The 17,665-nt window shown below is 62.5% G+C and carries 16 protein-coding genes; 5 read left to right on the top strand and 11 right to left on the bottom strand.

The features are described 5' to 3' along the window. Window positions 1–4: 4 nt before the first annotated feature. The 10 genes from astD to acs form a co-directional block, all read right to left on the bottom strand. Complete coding sequence (gene astD, locus MJ643_RS09925) at window positions 5–1,468, bottom strand: succinylglutamate-semialdehyde dehydrogenase (RefSeq protein WP_024087500.1); 1,464 nt, start codon at window positions 1,466–1,468, stop codon at window positions 5–7. Further along, a complete protein-coding gene (gene astA / locus MJ643_RS09920) occupies window positions 1,469–2,497 on the bottom strand; it encodes an arginine N-succinyltransferase (protein ID WP_013973651.1) in 1,029 nt (342 codons plus the stop codon). It lies immediately after the preceding gene. A 78-nt stretch (window positions 2,498–2,575) separates the two neighbouring features. Then, window positions 2,576–3,595 carry an arginine/ornithine succinyltransferase subunit alpha gene (aruF, locus tag MJ643_RS09915; protein ID WP_013973652.1) on the bottom strand — a complete coding sequence of 340 codons (1,020 nt, stop codon included), beginning with the start codon at window positions 3,593–3,595 and terminating at the stop codon, window positions 2,576–2,578. A gap of 146 nt (window positions 3,596–3,741) precedes the next feature. Continuing rightward, window positions 3,742–4,962 (bottom strand): aspartate aminotransferase family protein, encoded by a 1,221-nt coding sequence (locus MJ643_RS09910; RefSeq protein ID WP_024087502.1) that lies wholly within the window; start codon window positions 4,960–4,962, stop codon window positions 3,742–3,744. A gap of 432 nt (window positions 4,963–5,394) precedes the next feature. Next, window positions 5,395–6,375: a transcriptional regulator ArgR gene (gene argR, locus MJ643_RS09905; RefSeq protein WP_024087503.1), complete on the bottom strand. Its 981-nt coding sequence runs from the start codon at window positions 6,373–6,375 to the stop codon at window positions 5,395–5,397. 97 nt (window positions 6,376–6,472) lie between these two features. Beyond that, entirely contained in the window at window positions 6,473–7,237 is a 765-nt protein-coding gene (locus tag MJ643_RS09900; protein ID WP_013973655.1) for an ABC transporter ATP-binding protein, read from the bottom strand. A 22-nt stretch (window positions 7,238–7,259) separates the two neighbouring features. Further along, window positions 7,260–7,958 carry an ABC transporter permease gene (locus MJ643_RS09895; protein WP_003260115.1) on the bottom strand — a complete coding sequence of 233 codons (699 nt, stop codon included), beginning with the start codon at window positions 7,956–7,958 and terminating at the stop codon, window positions 7,260–7,262. Then, window positions 7,955–8,644, bottom strand: coding sequence for an ABC transporter permease (locus MJ643_RS09890; protein ID WP_003260113.1), 690 nt, complete (start codon window positions 8,642–8,644; stop codon window positions 7,955–7,957). The genes MJ643_RS09895 and MJ643_RS09890 overlap by 4 nt, the downstream gene beginning before the upstream one ends. Window positions 8,645–8,732: 88 nt before the next feature. Continuing rightward, window positions 8,733–9,518, bottom strand: a complete 786-nt coding sequence (locus MJ643_RS09885) for an ABC transporter substrate-binding protein (RefSeq protein WP_023661364.1) — start codon at window positions 9,516–9,518, stop codon at window positions 8,733–8,735. 639 nt (window positions 9,519–10,157) lie between these two features. After that, on the bottom strand, window positions 10,158–12,119 hold the full coding sequence (gene acs, locus MJ643_RS09880; protein WP_023661365.1) for an acetate--CoA ligase: 1,962 nt from the start codon (window positions 12,117–12,119) through the stop codon (window positions 10,158–10,160). Between the two features lie 399 nt (window positions 12,120–12,518). Between acs and MJ643_RS09875 the strand changes: the two genes are divergently transcribed. Continuing rightward, a complete protein-coding gene (locus tag MJ643_RS09875) occupies window positions 12,519–12,773 on the top strand; it encodes a DUF2790 domain-containing protein (protein WP_003260110.1) in 255 nt (84 codons plus the stop codon). Window positions 12,774–12,928: 155 nt separating this feature from the next. Here MJ643_RS09875 and MJ643_RS09870 read toward each other — a convergent pair whose 3' ends face one another. Next, a complete protein-coding gene (locus MJ643_RS09870; protein ID WP_208209653.1) occupies window positions 12,929–14,488 on the bottom strand; it encodes a sigma-54-dependent transcriptional regulator in 1,560 nt (519 codons plus the stop codon). Between the two features lie 256 nt (window positions 14,489–14,744). Here MJ643_RS09870 and phhA point away from each other — a divergent pair, with 256 nt between their 5' ends. From phhA to MJ643_RS09855, 4 genes are all read left to right on the top strand, one after another. Further along, a complete protein-coding gene (phhA, locus tag MJ643_RS09865; protein WP_003260109.1) occupies window positions 14,745–15,533 on the top strand; it encodes a phenylalanine 4-monooxygenase in 789 nt (262 codons plus the stop codon). A 39-nt stretch (window positions 15,534–15,572) separates the two neighbouring features. After that, complete coding sequence (locus MJ643_RS09860; RefSeq protein ID WP_003254532.1) at window positions 15,573–15,929, top strand: 4a-hydroxytetrahydrobiopterin dehydratase; 357 nt, start codon at window positions 15,573–15,575, stop codon at window positions 15,927–15,929. Window positions 15,930–16,204: 275 nt separating this feature from the next. Continuing rightward, the gene (locus MJ643_RS31470) at window positions 16,205–16,333 is read left to right on the top strand and encodes a hypothetical protein (protein WP_015271274.1); all 129 of its coding nucleotides are present in this window, start codon (window positions 16,205–16,207) and stop codon (window positions 16,331–16,333) included. Between the two features lie 92 nt (window positions 16,334–16,425). After that, window positions 16,426–17,613 carry an MFS transporter gene (locus tag MJ643_RS09855; protein WP_247726788.1) on the top strand — a complete coding sequence of 396 codons (1,188 nt, stop codon included), beginning with the start codon at window positions 16,426–16,428 and terminating at the stop codon, window positions 17,611–17,613. Window positions 17,614–17,665: the final 52 nt, after the last annotated feature.

Genomic DNA, 17,665 nt, shown 5'->3' with positions numbered 1-17,665 from the left:
GTTGTTATAGGGTGACGCCCGGCGTCAAGGTTGCCGGCAAGGCAAGGCTGGCGGTCTCCAGCGAAGCCACGGGGTAAGCGCAGTAATCCGCTGCGTAATAGGCGCTGGCGCGGTGGTTGCCACTGGCGCCCACGCCGCCGAACGGCGCACTGCTGGCGGCACCGGTCAGTTGCTTGTTCCAGTTGACGATGCCGGCGCGGCTGCGCAGCCAGAAGTACTGGTAACGGGCGTGGGAGTCGGACAGCAAGCCGGCGGCCAGGCCGTACTGGGTGTTGTTGGCCTCATCGATGGCGGCATCGAAGTCGGCATAGCGGATCACCTGCAGCAGCGGGCCGAAGAACTCTTCGTCCGGGCGCTCGGCCACAGCGGTGACATCGACAATGCCTGGGGTCAGCAGTGCGGCGTCGGCCTGCGGCTGGGTCATTTCCAGCAGCTTCACAGCACCCTTGGCGACCAGTTCGGCCTGGGCCGCAATCAGCGCCCGCGCCGCCTGCAGCGAGATCACCGAACCCATGAACGGCGCCGGCTGCTGGTCGAACGCCCCGACCGTGATGGATCTGCTCACCTCGACCAGGCGCGCGATCAGCGCATCACCCCAGGCGCCTTGCGGCACCAGCAGACGACGGGCGCAGGTGCAGCGCTGGCCGGCGGAAATGAACGCCGACTGGATAATGGTGTACACCGCCGCATCGAGGTCCTTGACCTCGTCCACCACCAGCGGGTTGTTACCGCCCATTTCCAGGGCCAGGATCTTGTCCGGGCGGCCGGCGAACTGCTGATGCAGCAGGTTGCCGGTGCGGCTGGAGCCAGTGAAGAACAAGCCATCGATACCTGGGTTGGCGGCCAGTGCCACACCCGTTTCGCGCGCGCCCTGCACCAGGTTGAGCACACCCGCCGGCAACCCGGCGGCAATCCAGCAATTGACGGTCAGTTCGGCCACCTTGGGCGTCAGCTCACTGGGCTTGAACACCACGCAGTTACCAGCCAGCAGCGCTGGCACGATATGGCCGTTTGGCAGGTGACCAGGGAAGTTGTACGGGCCGAACACCGCCACCACGCCATGGGGCTTGTGCCGCAGCACGGCCGTGGCATCGGCCAGCGGGCCGCTCTTTTCGCCGGTGCGCTCGCGGTAGCTCTGCACCGAGATCGCGACCTTGTTGATCATGCTGGTGACTTCGGTCGCCGACTCCCACAGGGGCTTGCCGGTTTCCTCGCCGATGCACTGGGCCATGGCTTCGGCATGCGCTTTCAGTTGCGCGGCGAACTTCTCCAGCACATCGATACGCGCCTCCAGGCTCAATTGCGCCCAAGCCGGGAAGGCCTGACGCGCAGCCTGCACGGCGGCATCCACCTGGCTGGCGTCAGCACCCTGCCCCTGCCAGACGACGGCTTGCGTCACCGGGTTGAGCGACTGCAGGGTTTCGCCCTGGCCAACCTGCCAATTGCCTGCGATGTAATGCGTGGTCATTTACTGGGCCTCCCGGCTTGCCGACAGCGGCACGGCGCGCACGTTGTCGCCGGCGCCCATGCGCAGGCGCTTGGCGGTCAGGGGGTCGACCACCAGGGTACCGGCAGCCAGCCGCGCAGGTGCGGCCGTGATGCGGCAATCGTCGCGCTTGCGGTTGTGGATGATGTAAGGCGTCGCGTCATCGCCCGGCGTGCCCACCGCCAGCACCAGGGTCTGGCTCTCGCGCACGGCGCGAATCCTGGAGGTGTCGCACTCGATGGCGGGGCCGGCGTCGAAGATGTCGACGTAGCCCTGGTAGTTGAAGCCTTCCTGCTTGAGCATGGCCAGCGCCGGCTCGGTGTCCTTGTGCACGCGACCGATCACGTTGCGCGCCGCCTCGGACAGGAAGCAGGTGTACAGCGGGAACTTCGGCATGAGTTCGGCAATGAACGACTTGTTGCCCACGCCGGTGAGGTAGTCGGCCTGGCTAAACTCCATCTTGAAGAAGTGCCGGCCCAGGCTTTCCCAGAACGGCGAGCGGCCCTGCTCGTCGGACATGCCGCGCATTTCGGCGATGATCTTCTTGCCGAACAGCTCGGGGAACTCGGCAATGAACAGCATGCGCGCACGCGACAGCAGGCGGCCGTTGAGGCCGGAGCGGTAGTCGCTGCGCAGGAACAGCGAGCACAGCTCGGAGTTGCCGGTCAGGTCGTTGGCCAGGAACAGGGTGGGGATTTCGCGGTAGATCTTCAGCTCCTGCGAGGCGCTGACGGTCAGGCCGACCCGGTAGTTGTACCAGGGCTCGCGCAGGCCGACGGCACCGGCGATGGCACTGATGCCCACCACCATGCCTTCGTCGTTTTCCAGCACGAACAGGTAGTCGGTGTCGCCACGCTCGGCTTCGCCGCGGAAGCTCTTCTCCGCCCAGCCAACGCGATGCCCCAGGCGCTCTTCGTTGGCCGGCAGCGTGGTCAGCCCGGTGGTACCGGTGCTGCGTGCCAATTCGATCAACGCAGGCAAATCGCTGCTGCGTACAGGACGAACGATCATGCTATCTCCTTTTGCGGCGGCGGCGGCCGGCGCGAAACTCTTCTAACGCATCAATCCCGAAACGTCTGTTGCCAGACCTCAGACCGCAACCAGGCGCACGCTGGCACCCTCGCCCACCCCCAGCGCCTCGGCGGCTGCCGGGCTCAGGCTGACCGGCTTGCCGGGCACCCAGTCCAGGTCCAGCAGCACCGCGCGGTAGTCCTGCAACTGGCCGTTGCACACCAGGTACGGGCGCCCGCCCTTGACCGGGGCTTCCTCGAGCCTCACCGGCACAACCCGGCTCTGGGCGATCGAGCGGATACCCGAGGTGCGCGCATGCAGGGTCGGGCCACCGTCGAAGATGTCGATGTAGTGCTCGGTCTCGAAGCCTTCGCGCATGAGGATGTCGAAGGTAATCTGCGCCCGCGGGTGCACCTGGCCCATGGCTTCCTGAGCCAGGTCAGGCAGCAGCGGCACGTAGATCGGGTAGTGCGGCATCAGTTCGGCGAGGAAGGTGCGGCTCTTCAGGCCGCACAGGCGCTCGGCGTCGGCGTAGTTGAGGTCGAAGAAGTTGCGGCCGATGGCATCCCAGAACGGCGATTCGCCCTGCTCGTCGCTGTAGCCGACGATCTCGGTCACCACCGAGTCGGCGAAACGCTCCGGGTGAGCGGCCATGAACAGCAGGCGGCCACGCGAATTGAGCTCGGCCCAGCCACTGTTCACCAGTTCCGGCAGCACATAGAAGCTGGTCAGCAAGCTGTTGCCGGTCAGGTCATGGCACAGCGAGAGCACATGGATCTTGTTGTGGATCTTCAGCTCGCGCGAGGCGTGCACGAAGGTCTCGTTACGAAAGCTGTAGAACGGCTCGGAGTAGCCGGCCGAAGCGACGATGGCCGAGCAACCGGCCAGCTTGCCGGTTTCGCTGTCCTCGAGCACGAAGAAGTAGCTTTCTTCACCGTTGAAGCTGACCTCGGCGGCGAAGGAAGTCTCGGATGCGGCGATCTTGTCGCCCAGGCGAGCGGTGTCGTCCGGCAGCGAGGTGACACCAATGGGGCTGTCTGCAGCCATGCGCTGCACTTCGTTCAGATCAGCCATTTGCGCGGGGCGCATCACCAGCATGGTGTCACTCCTTTGGAATCGGGCCGCTCACGGCGGCACGGAAAAACGGCAGATGCACTGGCACCTGCACTGGAATCGGGTATCACCGGCCCGGTACAGACTCGGGCTGAGCCTGCACCGTGGCCGGCAAAGAGACCGCGGGCGGATCAGCCCTTGGTCAGGGTGGCCACGGCGCGCTCGAAGCGGTCCAGGCCTTCGTCGATGTCGGCGTCTTCAACTACCAGGCTTGGCGCGAAGCGGACCACGTCCGGGCCGGCCTGCAGCACCATCACGCCTTCTTTCTCGGCGGCGTTGAGCACGTCCTTGGCCTTGCCTTTCCAGGCCTCGGTCAGCACGCAGCCCAGCAGCAGGCCAACGCCACGCACCTGGCTGAACAGGTTGTACTCCTGGCCGATCTGCTCCAGGCGGACCTTGAAGCGCTCATGCTTGGCCTTGATACCGGCCAGGGTTTCCGGGGTGTTGACCACGTCCAGCACCGCGCAGGCGACGGCGCAGCCCAGCGGGTTGCCGCCGTAGGTGGTGCCGTGGGTGCCGACAGCCAAGTGCTTGGCCAGCTCGGTGGTGGTCAGCATGGCACCGATCGGGAAACCGCCGCCCAGGCTCTTGGCGCTGGTCAGGATGTCCGGGGTAACGCCGTAGTGCTGGTAGGCATACAGCGAACCGGTACGGCCAACGCCGGTCTGCACTTCGTCGAAGATCAGCAGGGCGTTGTGTTCGTCACACAGTTTGCGCGCGCCTTCCAGGTAGGCCTTGTCGGCCGGCACCACGCCGCTCTCGCCCTGGATCGGCTCGATCACCACGGCGCAGGTCTTGTCGGAAATCTGTGCCTTCAGCGCTTCCAGGTCGTTGTACGGCACATGGCTGATGCCGGTGATCTTCGGGCCGAAACCATCGGAGTACTTCGGCTGGCCACCGACGCTTACGGTGAACAGGGTACGGCCGTGGAAGCTGTTCACGGTGGCGATGATTTCGTGCTTTTCCGGGCCGAAGCGGTCGTGGGCAACACGACGGGCCAGCTTGAAGGCGGCCTCGTTGGACTCAGCGCCGGAGTTGCAGAAGAACGCACGGTCGGCAAAGGTGGCGTCCACCAGCTTGTGGGCCAGGCGCAGGGCCGGCTCGTTGGTGAACACGTTGGATACGTGCCAGAGGGTATTGGCCTGCTCGGTCAGGGCCTTGACCAGTGCCGGGTGGCAGTGGCCCAGGGCGTTGACCGCGATGCCACCGGCAAAATCGATCAATTCACGACCCGACTGGTCCCAGACACGGGAGCCCTCGCCTCGCACAGGAATGAAGGCCGCCGGAGAATAGTTGGGGACCATGACCTGGTCGAAATCGGCACGTTGCACCGGGGCTTGCTCAACGGACATCTGAGTCTCCTGAAGAGGAACGCTGGCCTGGAAGTGGCGAGCGATGGGGGAATTGTAAGGACTGATCCGCGCCTGTCCTTGCGGCCAAGCGACAACTTGTTACAGCGCAAAACCCAGTTTTGACAAGGCTTTCGGCAATGCGACAAACACTGTCGCAATCGCGCAGTGTACGGGAGAGAGGGGGCTGGGTGAACGGGTGTACACATATAGAAGCGTGGTTGCCTGTACCGGCCGATTCGCGGGCACGCCCGCTCCCACCTGGACCGCACAGGCTTCAAACATCGCACAGACCTGCGGGAGAAAGGGCGCTGCCTGCACCGGCCTCTTCGCGGGTGAACCCGCTCCCACAGGACCTGTGCAAGATTCGAACGTTGTGCGGCCCCTGTGGGAGCGGCTTCAGCCGCAAAAGGGCCGGCACAGGGTAAGGAAATATCAGCCTTTTTCGGCAGGCGCCGAGCTCAGTTCGAACGGGCTGCTGCTACGCCGCTGGTTGCGATCCTCCCGCGGCGTTGCGCCAAAGAAGTTGCGGTAGGCACTGGAAAAATGCGGCCCCGAGGAGAAGCCGCAGGACAGCCCGATCTGGATGATCGACTTGCTGGTCTGCATCAGCATCTGCCGCGCCTTGTTCAGCCGCAGCTCCAGGTAATACTGGCTCGGCACGCGGTTCAGGTACTGCTTGAAGATACGCTCCAGCTGCCGGCGCGACACGCACACGTGCTGGGCAATTTCGTCGGTGGTCAGCGGCTCTTCGATGTTGGCTTCCATCAGCAGTACCGCCTGGGTCAGCTTGGGGTGGCTGGAGCCCAGGCGGTTCTGCAGCGGAATACGCTGGCGCTCGCCACCCTCGCGAATGCGCTCGACCACCAGTTCCTCCGACACCGCCCCGGCCAGCTCCGCCCCGTGATCACGGGCCAACACTGCCAGCAGCAGGTCGGTCACGGCCATGCCGCCACAAGCTGTCAGGCGATCGCGGTCCCAGTCGAACAGGTGACTGGTGGCGATGACCTTGGGGAAGCGCTCGGCAAAATCATCCTGCCAGCGCCAGTGCACCGCAGCCCGGTAACCGTCGAGCAGGCCCAGCATCGCCAGAGGGTAGACCCCGGCCGACAGGCCGCCAATCATGCAGCCACTGCGCGCCAACTGCTTGAGCGCCGTCGACAACGCAGCCCCCACCGTCAGCGGCTGCTCGTCAGCCAACAGGAACAGCTTGTGACACCCCTCCAGACGACCGTTCCACGGCTCGCCCGGCAAGCGCCAGCTACCCTCTTGCGCCGGCTCCGCCTGCAGGAAGACCAGATCGTAGACCACTTCCGGGTGCACCCGCTGCGCCACCTGCAACACTTCCTCGGCCAGCGCCAGAGTCAAGGGCTTGGTGCTTGGCCAGATGAGAAAACCGATTCGCTGGGTGGTCATAGGTGCGGTCCGAAACCTGAGGTCGTTCGAGTCTGTGCGCCGGGTCAGGCTGCGCTCGCCGCGCAGCATGCCCTATTCTGGTGCAAAAATGCAGCTTTTACTTCAGGCTGCCGGAGAGGAACTGCTTCAGGCGCTCCGACTGCGGGTTGGCCAGCACTTCGCGCGGGCAGCCGGTTTCTTCCACCAGGCCCTTGTGCAGGAACACCAGCTGGTTGGAAACCTCACGGGCAAAGCCCATTTCGTGGGTCACCACCACCATGGTGCGGCCTTCCTGGGCCAGCGACTGCATCACCTTGAGCACATCGCCCACCAGTTCCGGGTCCAGCGCCGAGGTCGGCTCGTCGAACAGCATGACCTCCGGTTCCATGGCCAGCGCCCGGGCAATTGCCACGCGTTGCTGCTCGCCACCGGACATGTGCCCCGGGAAGGCATCCTTGCGGTGGGCGACTCCGACCTTGGCCAGGTAATGCTCGGCCTTTTCCAGGGCCTCCTTGCGATTCACACCCAGCACATGCACCGGCGCTTCGATGATGTTTTCCAGCGCGGTCATGTGCGACCACAGGTTGAAGTGCTGGAAAACCATCGACAGGCGCGAGCGCATGCGCTGCAACTGACGCGGGTCGGCGGCCTTGAGCGCGCCGTCCTTGCCCGGTACCAGCTTCAACTCTTCGTTGTTGAGCAGGATCTTCCCGGCGTGCGGTTGCTCCAGCAGGTTGATGCAGCGCAGGAAGGTCGACTTGCCCGAACCGCTGGAGCCGATGATGCTGATGACATCGCCTGCCTTGGCCGACAGGGACACGCCCTTGAGCACTTCATGGCTGCCGTAGCGCTTGTGCAGGTCTTGGACTTCGAGTTTGTACATGCTGTCGATTCTCACAAAGCGGTCAGTGCTTGCGCGGCGCCAGGTAGCCGAGCCAGCGGCGTTCGGCCATCTTGAACAGGCGCACCAGGATGAAGGTCAGGCACAGGTAGAACACGCCCGCCGTGATATAGGCCTCGAAAGGCAGGTAGTACTGGGCATTGACCGTGCGCGCAGCGCCAGTGATGTCGATCAGGGTAACGATCGACGCCAGGCTGGTGGTCTGCAGCATCATGATCACTTCGTTGCTGTACTGCGGCAGCGCCCGGCGCAGGGCCGACGGCAGCAGGATGCGCCGGTACATCTTCATGCGCGACATGCCCATGGCCTTGGCCGCCTCGATTTCGCCATGCGGCGTGGCCTTGAGGCTGCCGGCGATGATTTCGGCGGTGTAGGCACTGGTGTTGATGCCGAATGCCAGGCAGGCGCAGAAGGTAGCACTGGACAGCAGCGGCCACAGGAAGCTTTCGCGCACCGCCTCGAACTGTGCCAGGCCATAGTAGATCAGGAACAGCTGCACCAGCATCGGCGTGCCGCGGATCACGTAGGTGTAAAGCCACGCCACGAGATTGACCGCTGGCTGCTTGGACACTCGCATCAGGCCCAGCGGAATGGCCGCCAGCAGCCCGAAGAACAGCGAAATCGCCAGCAGCTTGAGGGTGGTCAGCAGGCCGCCGAAGTACATCGGCAGTGCCTCCCAGACGACGTTGTAGTCGAAGATCATAGTTCAGCCACCTTGACGCCAACCGAGTAGCGGCGCTCGAGATACTTCAGGGCCAGCAGCGAGATGCTGGTCAGCACCAGGTACAGGGCCGCCACCGCCAGGAAGAAGGTGAAAGGCTCACGGGTGGCATCGGCCGCCTGCTTGGCCTTGAACATCATGTCCTGCAGGCCCACTACCGAAATCAGCGCGGTGGCCTTGGTCAGCACCAGCCAGTTGTTGGTGAAGCCCGGGATCGCCAGGCGAATCATTTGCGGCACCTGGATGCGGAAGAACACCTGGCGGTTGCTCATGCCATACGCCACGCCCGCTTCGGCCTGGCCTTTGGGAATACCGAGGAACGCACCGCGGAAGGTTTCCGACAGGTAGGCACCGAAGATGAAGCCCAGGGTACCGATACCCGCGATCAGCGGATTCAGGTCGATGTAGTCTTCATAACCGAGCAGCGGCGCAACCCGGTTGATAATGTCCTGCCCGCCGTAGAAGATCAGCAGGATCAGGACCAGGTCCGGAATACCACGAATCACCGTGGAATACAGATCGCCCAGCCAGGCCAGCCAGCGCACCGGCGACAAGCGCAGCGCCACACCGATCAGGCCGAGCACGATGGCCAGGGCCATCGACGACAGGGCGAGCTGAAGCGTCAGCCACGCCCCGTCGAGGATGACTGCCCCGTAGCCTTTTAACATGATGAGGTCCTCGACCTAGAGAATGAAAAATGGTGCAAACCTCAGAGCCTCTGCTGTTTGCACCATTGCACAGGTGAAACCCGACGTCTTAGTTCGAGTCTGGACCGTAGATATCGAAGTTGAAGTACTTCTTCTCGATTTCTTTGTACTTGCCGTTGGCACGAATGGCGTCGATGGCCGCGTTGATGCGGTCGACGTTGGCCTTGTCACCCTTGCGCACGGCAATGCCGATGCCGTCGCCGAAGTACTTGGCGTCGGTGAAGGCCGGGCCTACGAAGGCGAAGCCCTTGCCGGCGTCGGTCTTGAGGAAGCCGTCTTCCAGCAGGGTGGCGTCAGCCACGGTGCCATCGAGGCGGCCAGCTGCCACGTCCAGGTAGATTTCGTTCTGGGTGCCGTAAGGAACCACGGTGGCACCTTTGGCGCCCAGTACTTCCTTGGCGAAGCGGTCGTGGATCGAGCCGCGCTGCACACCAATCTTCTTGCCCTTGAGCTCATCCAGGCTGTCGCTGACGGCGGTACCTTCCTTCATCACCAGGCGCGCCGGGGTCAGGTAGTAGCGCTTGGTGAAGTCGACCGATTTCTTGCGGTCTTCGGTAATCGACATGGACGACAGGATGGCGTCGATCTTGCGCACTTTCAGCGCCGGGATCAGGCCGTCGAACTCCTGCTCGACCCATGTGCACTTGGTCTTCATCTCTTCGCACAGGGCGTTGCCGATGTCGTAGTCAAAACCGGCAATGCTGCCGTCTGGCTGCTTGAAGGCGAAGGGTGGGTAGGCGGCTTCGATGCCGATTTTCAGCGGTTTTTCATCGGCCTGCGACACCAGGGAAAACACGGACAGCGCCAGGGCGCCAAGCAGTGCGAGCTTCTTCATCAGGTAACTCCATCGGTACGGGGCAATACAAGGCAGGTAACGGCTGCCCGATATGCGAATGGGTACAACGCGAGCCGCGCAGGGTTCGACCAAGGCCGCAGACCACGAGCGAGTGAGTGGCATTTTAACGACAGCCCGGTAGTCGATATTTCTTCAAAGCGACAACTACTTACAGAAGCGCTTGAAACGGCAACGGGCGATGTTGACAGCCATTGCAAAATATGCAAGAGCGCAAGAAATAGAACCTATAGTACTAGCAATTCCCGGGCCTATTATTGGCAAAGCCTTGTATTACGGCAAGTGCAGCGTGCCGGGTCGCAAAAAAGGCTGCGAAAACGCACCGAAACAGGCCGGATTTGTTTCCTGGCGCCCCGATATTGTGCGACGCCGGTGACAGAACAGTTACCGATGAATGTCGGGTAACAGTAAAGCAAAAACCCCGCCGGTTGCCCGGGCGGGGTTCTTGTTGGCTGGCCTCACTGATACAACACAGCCCTCAGGCATATACCTCACCCTGTGGGAGCGGCTTCAGCCGCGAACACCGGCAACGCCGGTGCCATCCACCGCGCTGGGTTCTTCGCGGCTAAAGCCGCTCCCACAGAGATAGCGCAACGCCTCCAGCGTTTGCGAGCTTCGCTATCAGGCCGAAGCCAGGCTCATGGCCTTGTGGGTATCGATCAGGTGTTGCACAACACCCGGGTCGGCCAAGGTCGAGATATCACCCAGGGCATCGTACTCACCGGTGGCAATCTTGCGCAGGATGCGGCGCATGATCTTGCCCGACCGGGTCTTCGGCAGCCCCGGCGCCCACTGGATCACATCCGGCGAGGCGATCGGGCCGATTTCCTTGCGCACCCAGTTCTTCAGCTCCAGGCGCAGCTGCTCGCTGGCCTCGATACCGGCATTGAGGGTGACATACACATAGATGCCCTGCCCCTTGATGTCGTGCGGCACACCCACCACCGCGGCCTCGGCCACTTTCGCATGCGCCACCATGGCGCTTTCAATTTCGGCAGTACCCATGCGGTGACCGGACACGTTCAGCACATCATCCACGCGACCGGTGATCCAGTAGTAGCCATCCTCGTCGCGGCGCGCACCGTCGCCGGTGAAGTACATGCCACGGAAGGTCTTGAAGTAGGTGTCGACGAAACGGTCATGGTCGCCGTACAGCGAACGCGACTGGCCCGGCCAGGAATCGAGGATCACCAGGTTGCCCTCGGCAGCGCCCTCGATCAGGTTGCCCAGGTTATCCACCAGCGCCGGCACCACGCCGAAGAACGGACGCGTTGCCGAGCCTGGCTTGAGGCCGGTGGCGCCAGGCAGCGGGCTGATCAGGATGCCGCCGGTCTCGGTCTGCCACCAGGTGTCGACGATCGGGCAACGCTCCTTGCCCACGGCCTTGTAGTACCAGTTCCAGGCTTCGGGGTTGATCGGCTCACCCACCGAGCCCAGCAGGCGCAGGCTGGAGCCATCGGCACCTTCGACTGCAGCCTGCCCTTCGGCCATCATCGCGCGGATAGCGGTTGGCGCGGTGTACAGGATGTTGACCTTGTGCTTGTCGATGATCTTCGACACACGAGTGATGTCCGGGTAGTTCGGCACGCCCTCGAACAGCAGGGTGGTGGCGCCGTTGGCCAGCGGGCCATAGACGATGTAGCTGTGGCCAGTGACCCAACCCACGTCAGCGGTGCACCAGTACACCTCGCCCGGGCGATAGTCGAACACGCGCTCATGGGTCAGCGCGGCGTATACCAGGTAGCCGCCGGTGGTGTGCAGCACGCCCTTCGGCTTGCCGGTGGAGCCGGAGGTATAAAGGATGAACAGCGCTTCCTCGGCACCCATCTCTTTCGGCGCGCAATGGCTGGAGGCGACTTTCATCAGGTCTTCGTACCAGATGTCGCGGTGCTGGTGCCAGGCAATGTCGCCACCGGTGCGCTTGCACACGATGATCTTTTGCACGCTGTTGGTTTCAGGGTTGGTCAGCGCCAGGTCGACGTTGGCCTTGAGCGGGGTACGGCGGCCACCGCGCACGCCTTCGTCTGCGGTGATCACGACCTTGGACTTGCAGTCGATGATACGGCCAGCCAGCGCTTCGGGCGAGAAGCCGCCGAACACCACCGAGTGAATCGCACCGATACGGGCACAGGCCAGCATGGCGACCACGGCTTCGGGGATCATCGGCATGTAGATGGTGACCACGTCACCCCGGTGCACATCCTGGCCACGCAGGGCGTTGGCGAACTTGCAGACCTGCTCGTGCAGTTCGCGGTAGGTGATGTTGCGGTGTTCGGAAGGGTCGTCGCCTTCCCAGATGATGGCCAACTGGTCACCACGCTCTTCGAGGTGGCGGTCCAGGCAGTTGGAGGAAACGTTCAGAGTGCCGTCGGCGAACCATTTGATATCGACGTGATGGTCGTCGAAGGAGGTCTGCTTGACCTTGGTGAACGGCTTGATCCAGTCGATGCGCTGGGCCTGCTCGCGCCAGAAGCCGTCCGGGTTGATCACCGATTGCTGGTACATGGCCTTGTAGGTGGCCTCGTCGGTCAGGGTGGTGGCCGCAACCTCGGGACGAACGGGATACAGTGGAGCCGCACTCATCTGTGTTACCTCGGTGTAATAGTTGTTTTTGTATGGAACCGTTTGTAACTGTACCAGAGCGACAAAAGCCATTCGACGTTGGTAGTAATTTGGTACGCCCGTCCCGACAAAGCGCTCTGGCACGCACCTTACAGCCCAGGCGAGAAATTACGGGCGCGGTTTACCAGAGGATTGTTACAGATTCTGTCAAAACACTTTATCAAAAGACCCACTGTTTCGGCCTTGGCCCCAGCCATAAAATTCACCTCGCCAGCAACGGCAAGGCGATTAACAACTGGTAACAGCCCCCACGAAGGCAAGCGTTAATCCCCCTCCAAACCTGATAGTTAAAACTAGCAATACTCGCGGCGCCATAAGCGCCGCGTGCCCCCCTCACGACCTTAGACAGGTAAATTGAAAATGAAAGCTTTACTGGTATTGGTACTTGGCAGTCTTTGCGGCGCGGCGATGGCCGGCGAAGCCAAAGATGCCGAGCAGATTCCGGTTGAACAATACAGTTACTCGCAGCACCTGGACATTGCCCGCGTCATTTCCATGAGCGAAGTGCCCAATGTGTGCGAAGTCGTGCCAGCCCGCATGACCTACGAGGACTCCAAGGGCCAGAAGCACATTCTCGAATACCGCGTGATGGGGAACGGCTGCTCGAACGGCTGATACCTTGTGAATTGGGGGCCCTGCGGGCCCCATTCGCGGGCTTGCCCGCTCCCACAGGTACAGCGCCTGCCCTGAATTTGGCGCGGTACCTGTGGGAGCGGGCAAGCCCGCGAAGAATATTGCACCTGATTAACAGGTTATTGACCAACCGCTTATTATTCTACCGACTTGCCCAACGAATAATCCCTCAACTTGTTGGCAATAGTAGTATGCGAAACACCCAGTCTTTTACCTAAAGCCCGACTACTCGGGAATTCCCCCATCAAACTTTCCAGTACCGCTTTTTCAAAGCGCCCGACAATCTGCGAAAGATCCCCATCCAGCGAAAACTCACCCAGCGGTTGGCGCACGCCGTAATCCGGCAAACGTATATGTTCACTTTTGACCACGCCGCCTTCGCATAACGAAACCGCCTGGAACAACACGTTTTCCAACTGCCTTACATTACCCGGCCAATGATACTGGCCGAGTTTGTCCATCGCCGCCGGCGCCAGGCGCGGCATGGCGCAGCCAATCTGCCGGCTGGCCTGGTCGAGAAAGTGCTGCACCAGCCCTTCCAGGCCATCCATGCATTCGCGCAATGGTGGAATGTGCAGCGACAATACATTGAGCCGGTGATACAGGTCCTGACGAAACTCGCCCCGGGCACACAATTCAGACAAATCCACCTGGGTCGCGCAGATCACTCGCACATCCAGGTACACCTCTTCATCGCTGCCTACGCGGCGGAAGCAGCCATCTTGCAGAAAACGCAGCAGCTTCACCTGCAAGCGCGGGCTCATCTCCCCTACCCCGTCGAGAAACAGCGTGCCACCGGCGGTCAGTTCCAGCAGCCCCAGCTTGCCCTCGGCCCGCGCCCCTTCGAATGCCCCGGGGCCGTAGCCGAACAGCTCGGTCTCGGCCATCGACTCGGGCAACCCGGCGCAGTTGAGCGCCATCAACGGCGACTGGCCGCGCGGGCTGGCCAGGTGGCAGGCACGCGCCAGCAACTCCTTGCCGGTACCGGTCTCGCCCTCGATCAGCAATGGCGCGTCCAGCGGTGCCATGCGCCGCGCCTCGCGCACCACCGCAGCCATCACCCGCGAGCTCTGGAAAATACTGTCGAAACCGCGCAACTCCTGCTTGCGCACGTTATAGATGCGCTCACCGATCCGGTCGGCGCGGTGCAGGGTCAGCACCGCGCCGGCCAGCGCCTCGCTGTCGTCGTGCTCGGACTGCAGCGGCGCGATATCGGCCAGGAACACATCGCCCTTGACCTTGATCCGCAGGCCATTGATGCGCGACTTGTTGGCCCGCACCAGCTCCGGCAGGTCGAAGTCCTCCACATAACGCGCCAGCGGCATGCCCGGCACCTCGTCCACCCGCACCCCCAGCAACTGCGCAGCGGCACGGTTGGCGGCGACGATGCTGCCGCCCATGTCGATCGACAATACCGGAAAGTCCAGCGCACCCAGCAACGCATTCAGCTCCATGTGCCGGCGCTCGCTGGGCATCAGCCCCACGCGTTTGACACCGAATACCCCGGCAATCGCCTCAAACTTGGGGCGCAGCGCCTGGAACTGCAGATTGATCAGGTTCGGGCAATGCAGGTAGATGGCGTTGCCATGGTCACCGCCCACCTCGCCGCGCAGCACGTTGATGCCGTACTCCACCAGCAGGTTGAGGATGTCGCGCAGGATGCCAATACGGTTCTGGCAATGCACTTTGATACGCATGAGGGCTCTCGAAGCGCCAATGTTTTTCAACACCGCGCGGAAAAGTCGTAAAGATAAGCTGACAAAAACAGCCGAAGCTTCAGCCAGATGCCTCGGATTTTCCGACACCTACGCCTTTTTGTAAAATTATCGTTACGAAAACATCGCCGAATGCCGGTCCCGCCCAATGGCCCACCCCGTGCAAAGTGGCCAGCGAAGGGATATTCCTTAGGCATGTCCTGCACATAACAAGAAAAGCCCTCACCAGGAGAGCCACATGAAACAGACGCAATACGTGGCACGCGAGCCCGATGCGCATGGTTTTATCGATTACCCGCAGCAAGAGCATGCGGTATGGAACACCCTGATCACCCGTCAGCTGAAAGTGATCGAAGGCCGCGCGTGCCAGGAATACCTGGACGGCATCGACCAGCTCAAGCTGCCCCATGACCGTATTCCGCAACTGGGCGAGATCAACAAGGTGCTGGGCGCCACCACCGGTTGGCAGGTTGCCCGGGTCCCGGCGCTGATTCCCTTCCAGACCTTCTTCGAACTGCTGGCCAGCAAGCGCTTCCCGGTGGCCACCTTCATCCGCACCCCGGAAGAGCTGGACTACCTGCAAGAGCCCGATATCTTCCACGAGATCTTCGGCCACTGCCCGCTGCTGACCAACCCCTGGTTCGCTGAATTCACCCATACCTACGGCAAGCTCGGCCTGGCCGCGACCAAGGAACAACGCGTTTACCTGGCGCGCCTGTACTGGATGACCATCGAGTTCGGCCTGATGGAAACCGCGCAAGGCCGCAAGATCTATGGCGGCGGCATCCTCTCGTCGCCAAAGGAGACCGTCTACAGTCTGTCTGGCGAGCCCGAGCACCAGGCCTTCGACCCGATCGAGGCCATGCGCACACCGTACCGCATCGACATCCTGCAGCCGTTGTATTTCGTGCTACCGAACATGAAGCGTCTGTTCGACCTGGCCCACGAAGACATCATGGGCATGGTTCACAAAGCCATGCAGCTGGGCCTGCACGCACCGAAGTTTCCACCCAAGGTCGCTGCCTGAGCGACCTTGCCGATAACAACTCGAACCGGAAAACACCACATGAATGCCTTGAACCAAGCCCATTGCGAAGCCTGCCGCGCCGACGCACCAAAGGTCACCGACGAAGAGCTGGCCGAGCTGATTCGCGAAATCCCGGACTGGAACATCGAAGTACGTGACGGCCACATGGAGCTGGAACGCGTGTTCCTGTTCAAGAACTTCAAGCACGCCCTGGCGTTCACCAATGCCGTGGGCGAGATCGCCGAGGCCGAAGGCCACCACCCGGGCCTGCTGACCGAGTGGGGCAAGGTCACCGTGACTTGGTGGAGCCACTCGATCAAAGGCCTGCACCGCAATGACTTCATCATGTGCGCACGCACCGACAAGGTGGCGGAGACGGCTGAAGGCCGCAAGTAAGCACTGAGAAACTGGAGCCTGTGGGAGCGGGTTCACCCGCGAAGCAGACACCGCGGTGCATGGCACCGGCTTCGCCGGTGTTCGCGGGTAAACCCGCTCCCACAGGGGCCCCAGTTTTTTGCAGGAAAAATGTTCGCTGTTCGCCCGCAAAACCGACAAGCGACCGCCAAAAAAACCCAAACTGTCATCCAGACTTGTGTATCCTGCCCCAGCTTTGCAAAGCTTCAAACGCGCCTGGCGCAGACTTTTCACTCACACTTGCGAGGAACGACGAGATGCATGAAATCCCGAATCTTCCCTTCCCAAGCCTGAACCCAGAAGAGCCAACCGTTACCGTTCACGCCGAACCGGCAGCTGCCGTCGAGCAGGATGGTGACGATCAATCCAGCGCTGACCAGGAATAACCGCGCATCCCCCGACTGTGTGAAAACGGCTGACCTGCGGGCCACCCCCCGTCATCACGTTTTCACACCGTCCAGAACCCACGTAGGCCCTCATGCCCCACTCACCGCGCCCCCTTGCGGTCACCCTGCAAGTCGTCTCCATCGTCCTCTTCACCTTCATCGGCTACCTGAACATCGGCATCCCGCTGGCCGTATTGCCCGGCTATGTGCACAACGACCTGGGCTTCAGTGCCGTGGTCGCGGGCCTGGTGATCAGCGTGCAGTACCTGGCCACCCTGCTCAGCCGCCCCACCGCCAGCCGCATCATCGACAACCACGGCAGCAAGAAGGCGGTCATGTATGGCCTGGCCGGCTGCGGGCTCAGCGGGGTGTTCATGCTGGCCTGCGCCTTCCTCACCCACCTCCCCTGGCTCAGCCTGGCCTGCCTGCTGGTCGGCCGCCTGGTACTCGGCAGTGCGGAAAGCCTGGTGGGCTCCGGTTCCATTGGCTGGGGCATTGGCCGCGTAGGTGCTGAAAACACGGCCAAGGTCATTTCCTGGAACGGCATCGCCAGCTATGGCGCGCTGGCCATCGGCGCTCCGTTGGGCGTGCTGATGGTCAAGAGCCTGGGCCTGTGGAGCATGGGCGTGAGCATCATCCTGCTGAGTGCGCTCGGGTTGCTGCTGGCCTGGCCCAAACAGGCCGCACCGATCGTCAGTGGCGTGCGCCTGCCGTTCCTGCGGGTGCTGGGCAAGGTGTTCCCGCACGGCTCGGGGCTTGCCCTGGGCTCGATCGGCTTTGGCACCATCGCCACCTTCATCACCTTGTATTACGCCAGCCGTGGCTGGGCCAATGCGGCACTGACCCTGAGCCTGTTCGGCGCCAGTTTCATCAGTGCGCGACTACTGTTCGGCAACCTGATCAACCGGCTTGGCGGGTTCCGGGTGGCGATCGCCTGCCTGTCGGTGGAAACACTCGGGCTGCTGATGCTGTGGCTGGCGCCTAGCGCCGAATTGGCGTTGGCGGGGGCCGCACTGAGCGGGTTCGGCTTCTCGCTGGTGTTCCCGGCACTGGGGGTGGAGGCGGTGAACCAGGTGTCAGCGGCCAACCGCGGGGCGGCGGTGGGGGCTTATTCGCTGTTCATCGATTTGTCGCTGGGGGTGACCGGGCCACTGGTAGGCGCGGTGGCGGCGGGGTTCGGGTTTGCTTCGATGTTTCTGTTTGCGGCAGCGGCGGCGGCTTGCGGGCTGGTGTTGAGCCTGTATCTGTATCGGCAGGCGCGGCGTCAGCGGGGTCTTTAAAAACAGGGGAGCGCTTTGCGCCTCTTTCGCAGTACAAGGCCGCTCCTACAAG

This window comes from Pseudomonas sp. PNPG3 (assembly GCF_023093815.1).
Taxonomy (GTDB): domain Bacteria; phylum Pseudomonadota; class Gammaproteobacteria; order Pseudomonadales; family Pseudomonadaceae; genus Aquipseudomonas; species Aquipseudomonas asiatica.
This window is presented reverse-complemented; position numbering and strand designations above follow the sequence as displayed.

What these genes read in the sequence shown, in the direction of transcription:
- astD (WP_024087500.1), bottom strand. Translation starts at nt 1,468, where the DNA reads ATGACCACGCATTACATCGCAGGCAATTGGCAGGTTGGCCAGGGCGAA.
- astA (WP_013973651.1), bottom strand. Translation starts at nt 2,497, where the DNA reads ATGATCGTTCGTCCTGTACGCAGCAGCGATTTGCCTGCGTTGATCGAA.
- aruF (WP_013973652.1), bottom strand. Translation starts at nt 3,595, where the DNA reads ATGCTGGTGATGCGCCCCGCGCAAATGGCTGATCTGAACGAAGTGCAG.
- MJ643_RS09910 (WP_024087502.1), bottom strand. Translation starts at nt 4,962, where the DNA reads ATGTCCGTTGAGCAAGCCCCGGTGCAACGTGCCGATTTCGACCAGGTC.
- argR (WP_024087503.1), bottom strand. Translation starts at nt 6,375, where the DNA reads ATGACCACCCAGCGAATCGGTTTTCTCATCTGGCCAAGCACCAAGCCC.
- MJ643_RS09900 (WP_013973655.1), bottom strand. Translation starts at nt 7,237, where the DNA reads ATGTACAAACTCGAAGTCCAAGACCTGCACAAGCGCTACGGCAGCCAT.
- MJ643_RS09895 (WP_003260115.1), bottom strand. Translation starts at nt 7,958, where the DNA reads ATGATCTTCGACTACAACGTCGTCTGGGAGGCACTGCCGATGTACTTC.
- MJ643_RS09890 (WP_003260113.1), bottom strand. Translation starts at nt 8,644, where the DNA reads ATGTTAAAAGGCTACGGGGCAGTCATCCTCGACGGGGCGTGGCTGACG.
- MJ643_RS09885 (WP_023661364.1), bottom strand. Translation starts at nt 9,518, where the DNA reads ATGAAGAAGCTCGCACTGCTTGGCGCCCTGGCGCTGTCCGTGTTTTCC.
- acs (WP_023661365.1), bottom strand. Translation starts at nt 12,119, where the DNA reads ATGAGTGCGGCTCCACTGTATCCCGTTCGTCCCGAGGTTGCGGCCACC.
- MJ643_RS09875 (WP_003260110.1), top strand. Translation starts at nt 12,519, where the DNA reads ATGAAAGCTTTACTGGTATTGGTACTTGGCAGTCTTTGCGGCGCGGCG.
- MJ643_RS09870 (WP_208209653.1), bottom strand. Translation starts at nt 14,488, where the DNA reads ATGCGTATCAAAGTGCATTGCCAGAACCGTATTGGCATCCTGCGCGAC.
- phhA (WP_003260109.1), top strand. Translation starts at nt 14,745, where the DNA reads ATGAAACAGACGCAATACGTGGCACGCGAGCCCGATGCGCATGGTTTT.
- MJ643_RS09860 (WP_003254532.1), top strand. Translation starts at nt 15,573, where the DNA reads ATGAATGCCTTGAACCAAGCCCATTGCGAAGCCTGCCGCGCCGACGCA.
- MJ643_RS31470 (WP_015271274.1), top strand. Translation starts at nt 16,205, where the DNA reads ATGCATGAAATCCCGAATCTTCCCTTCCCAAGCCTGAACCCAGAAGAG.
- MJ643_RS09855 (WP_247726788.1), top strand. Translation starts at nt 16,426, where the DNA reads ATGCCCCACTCACCGCGCCCCCTTGCGGTCACCCTGCAAGTCGTCTCC.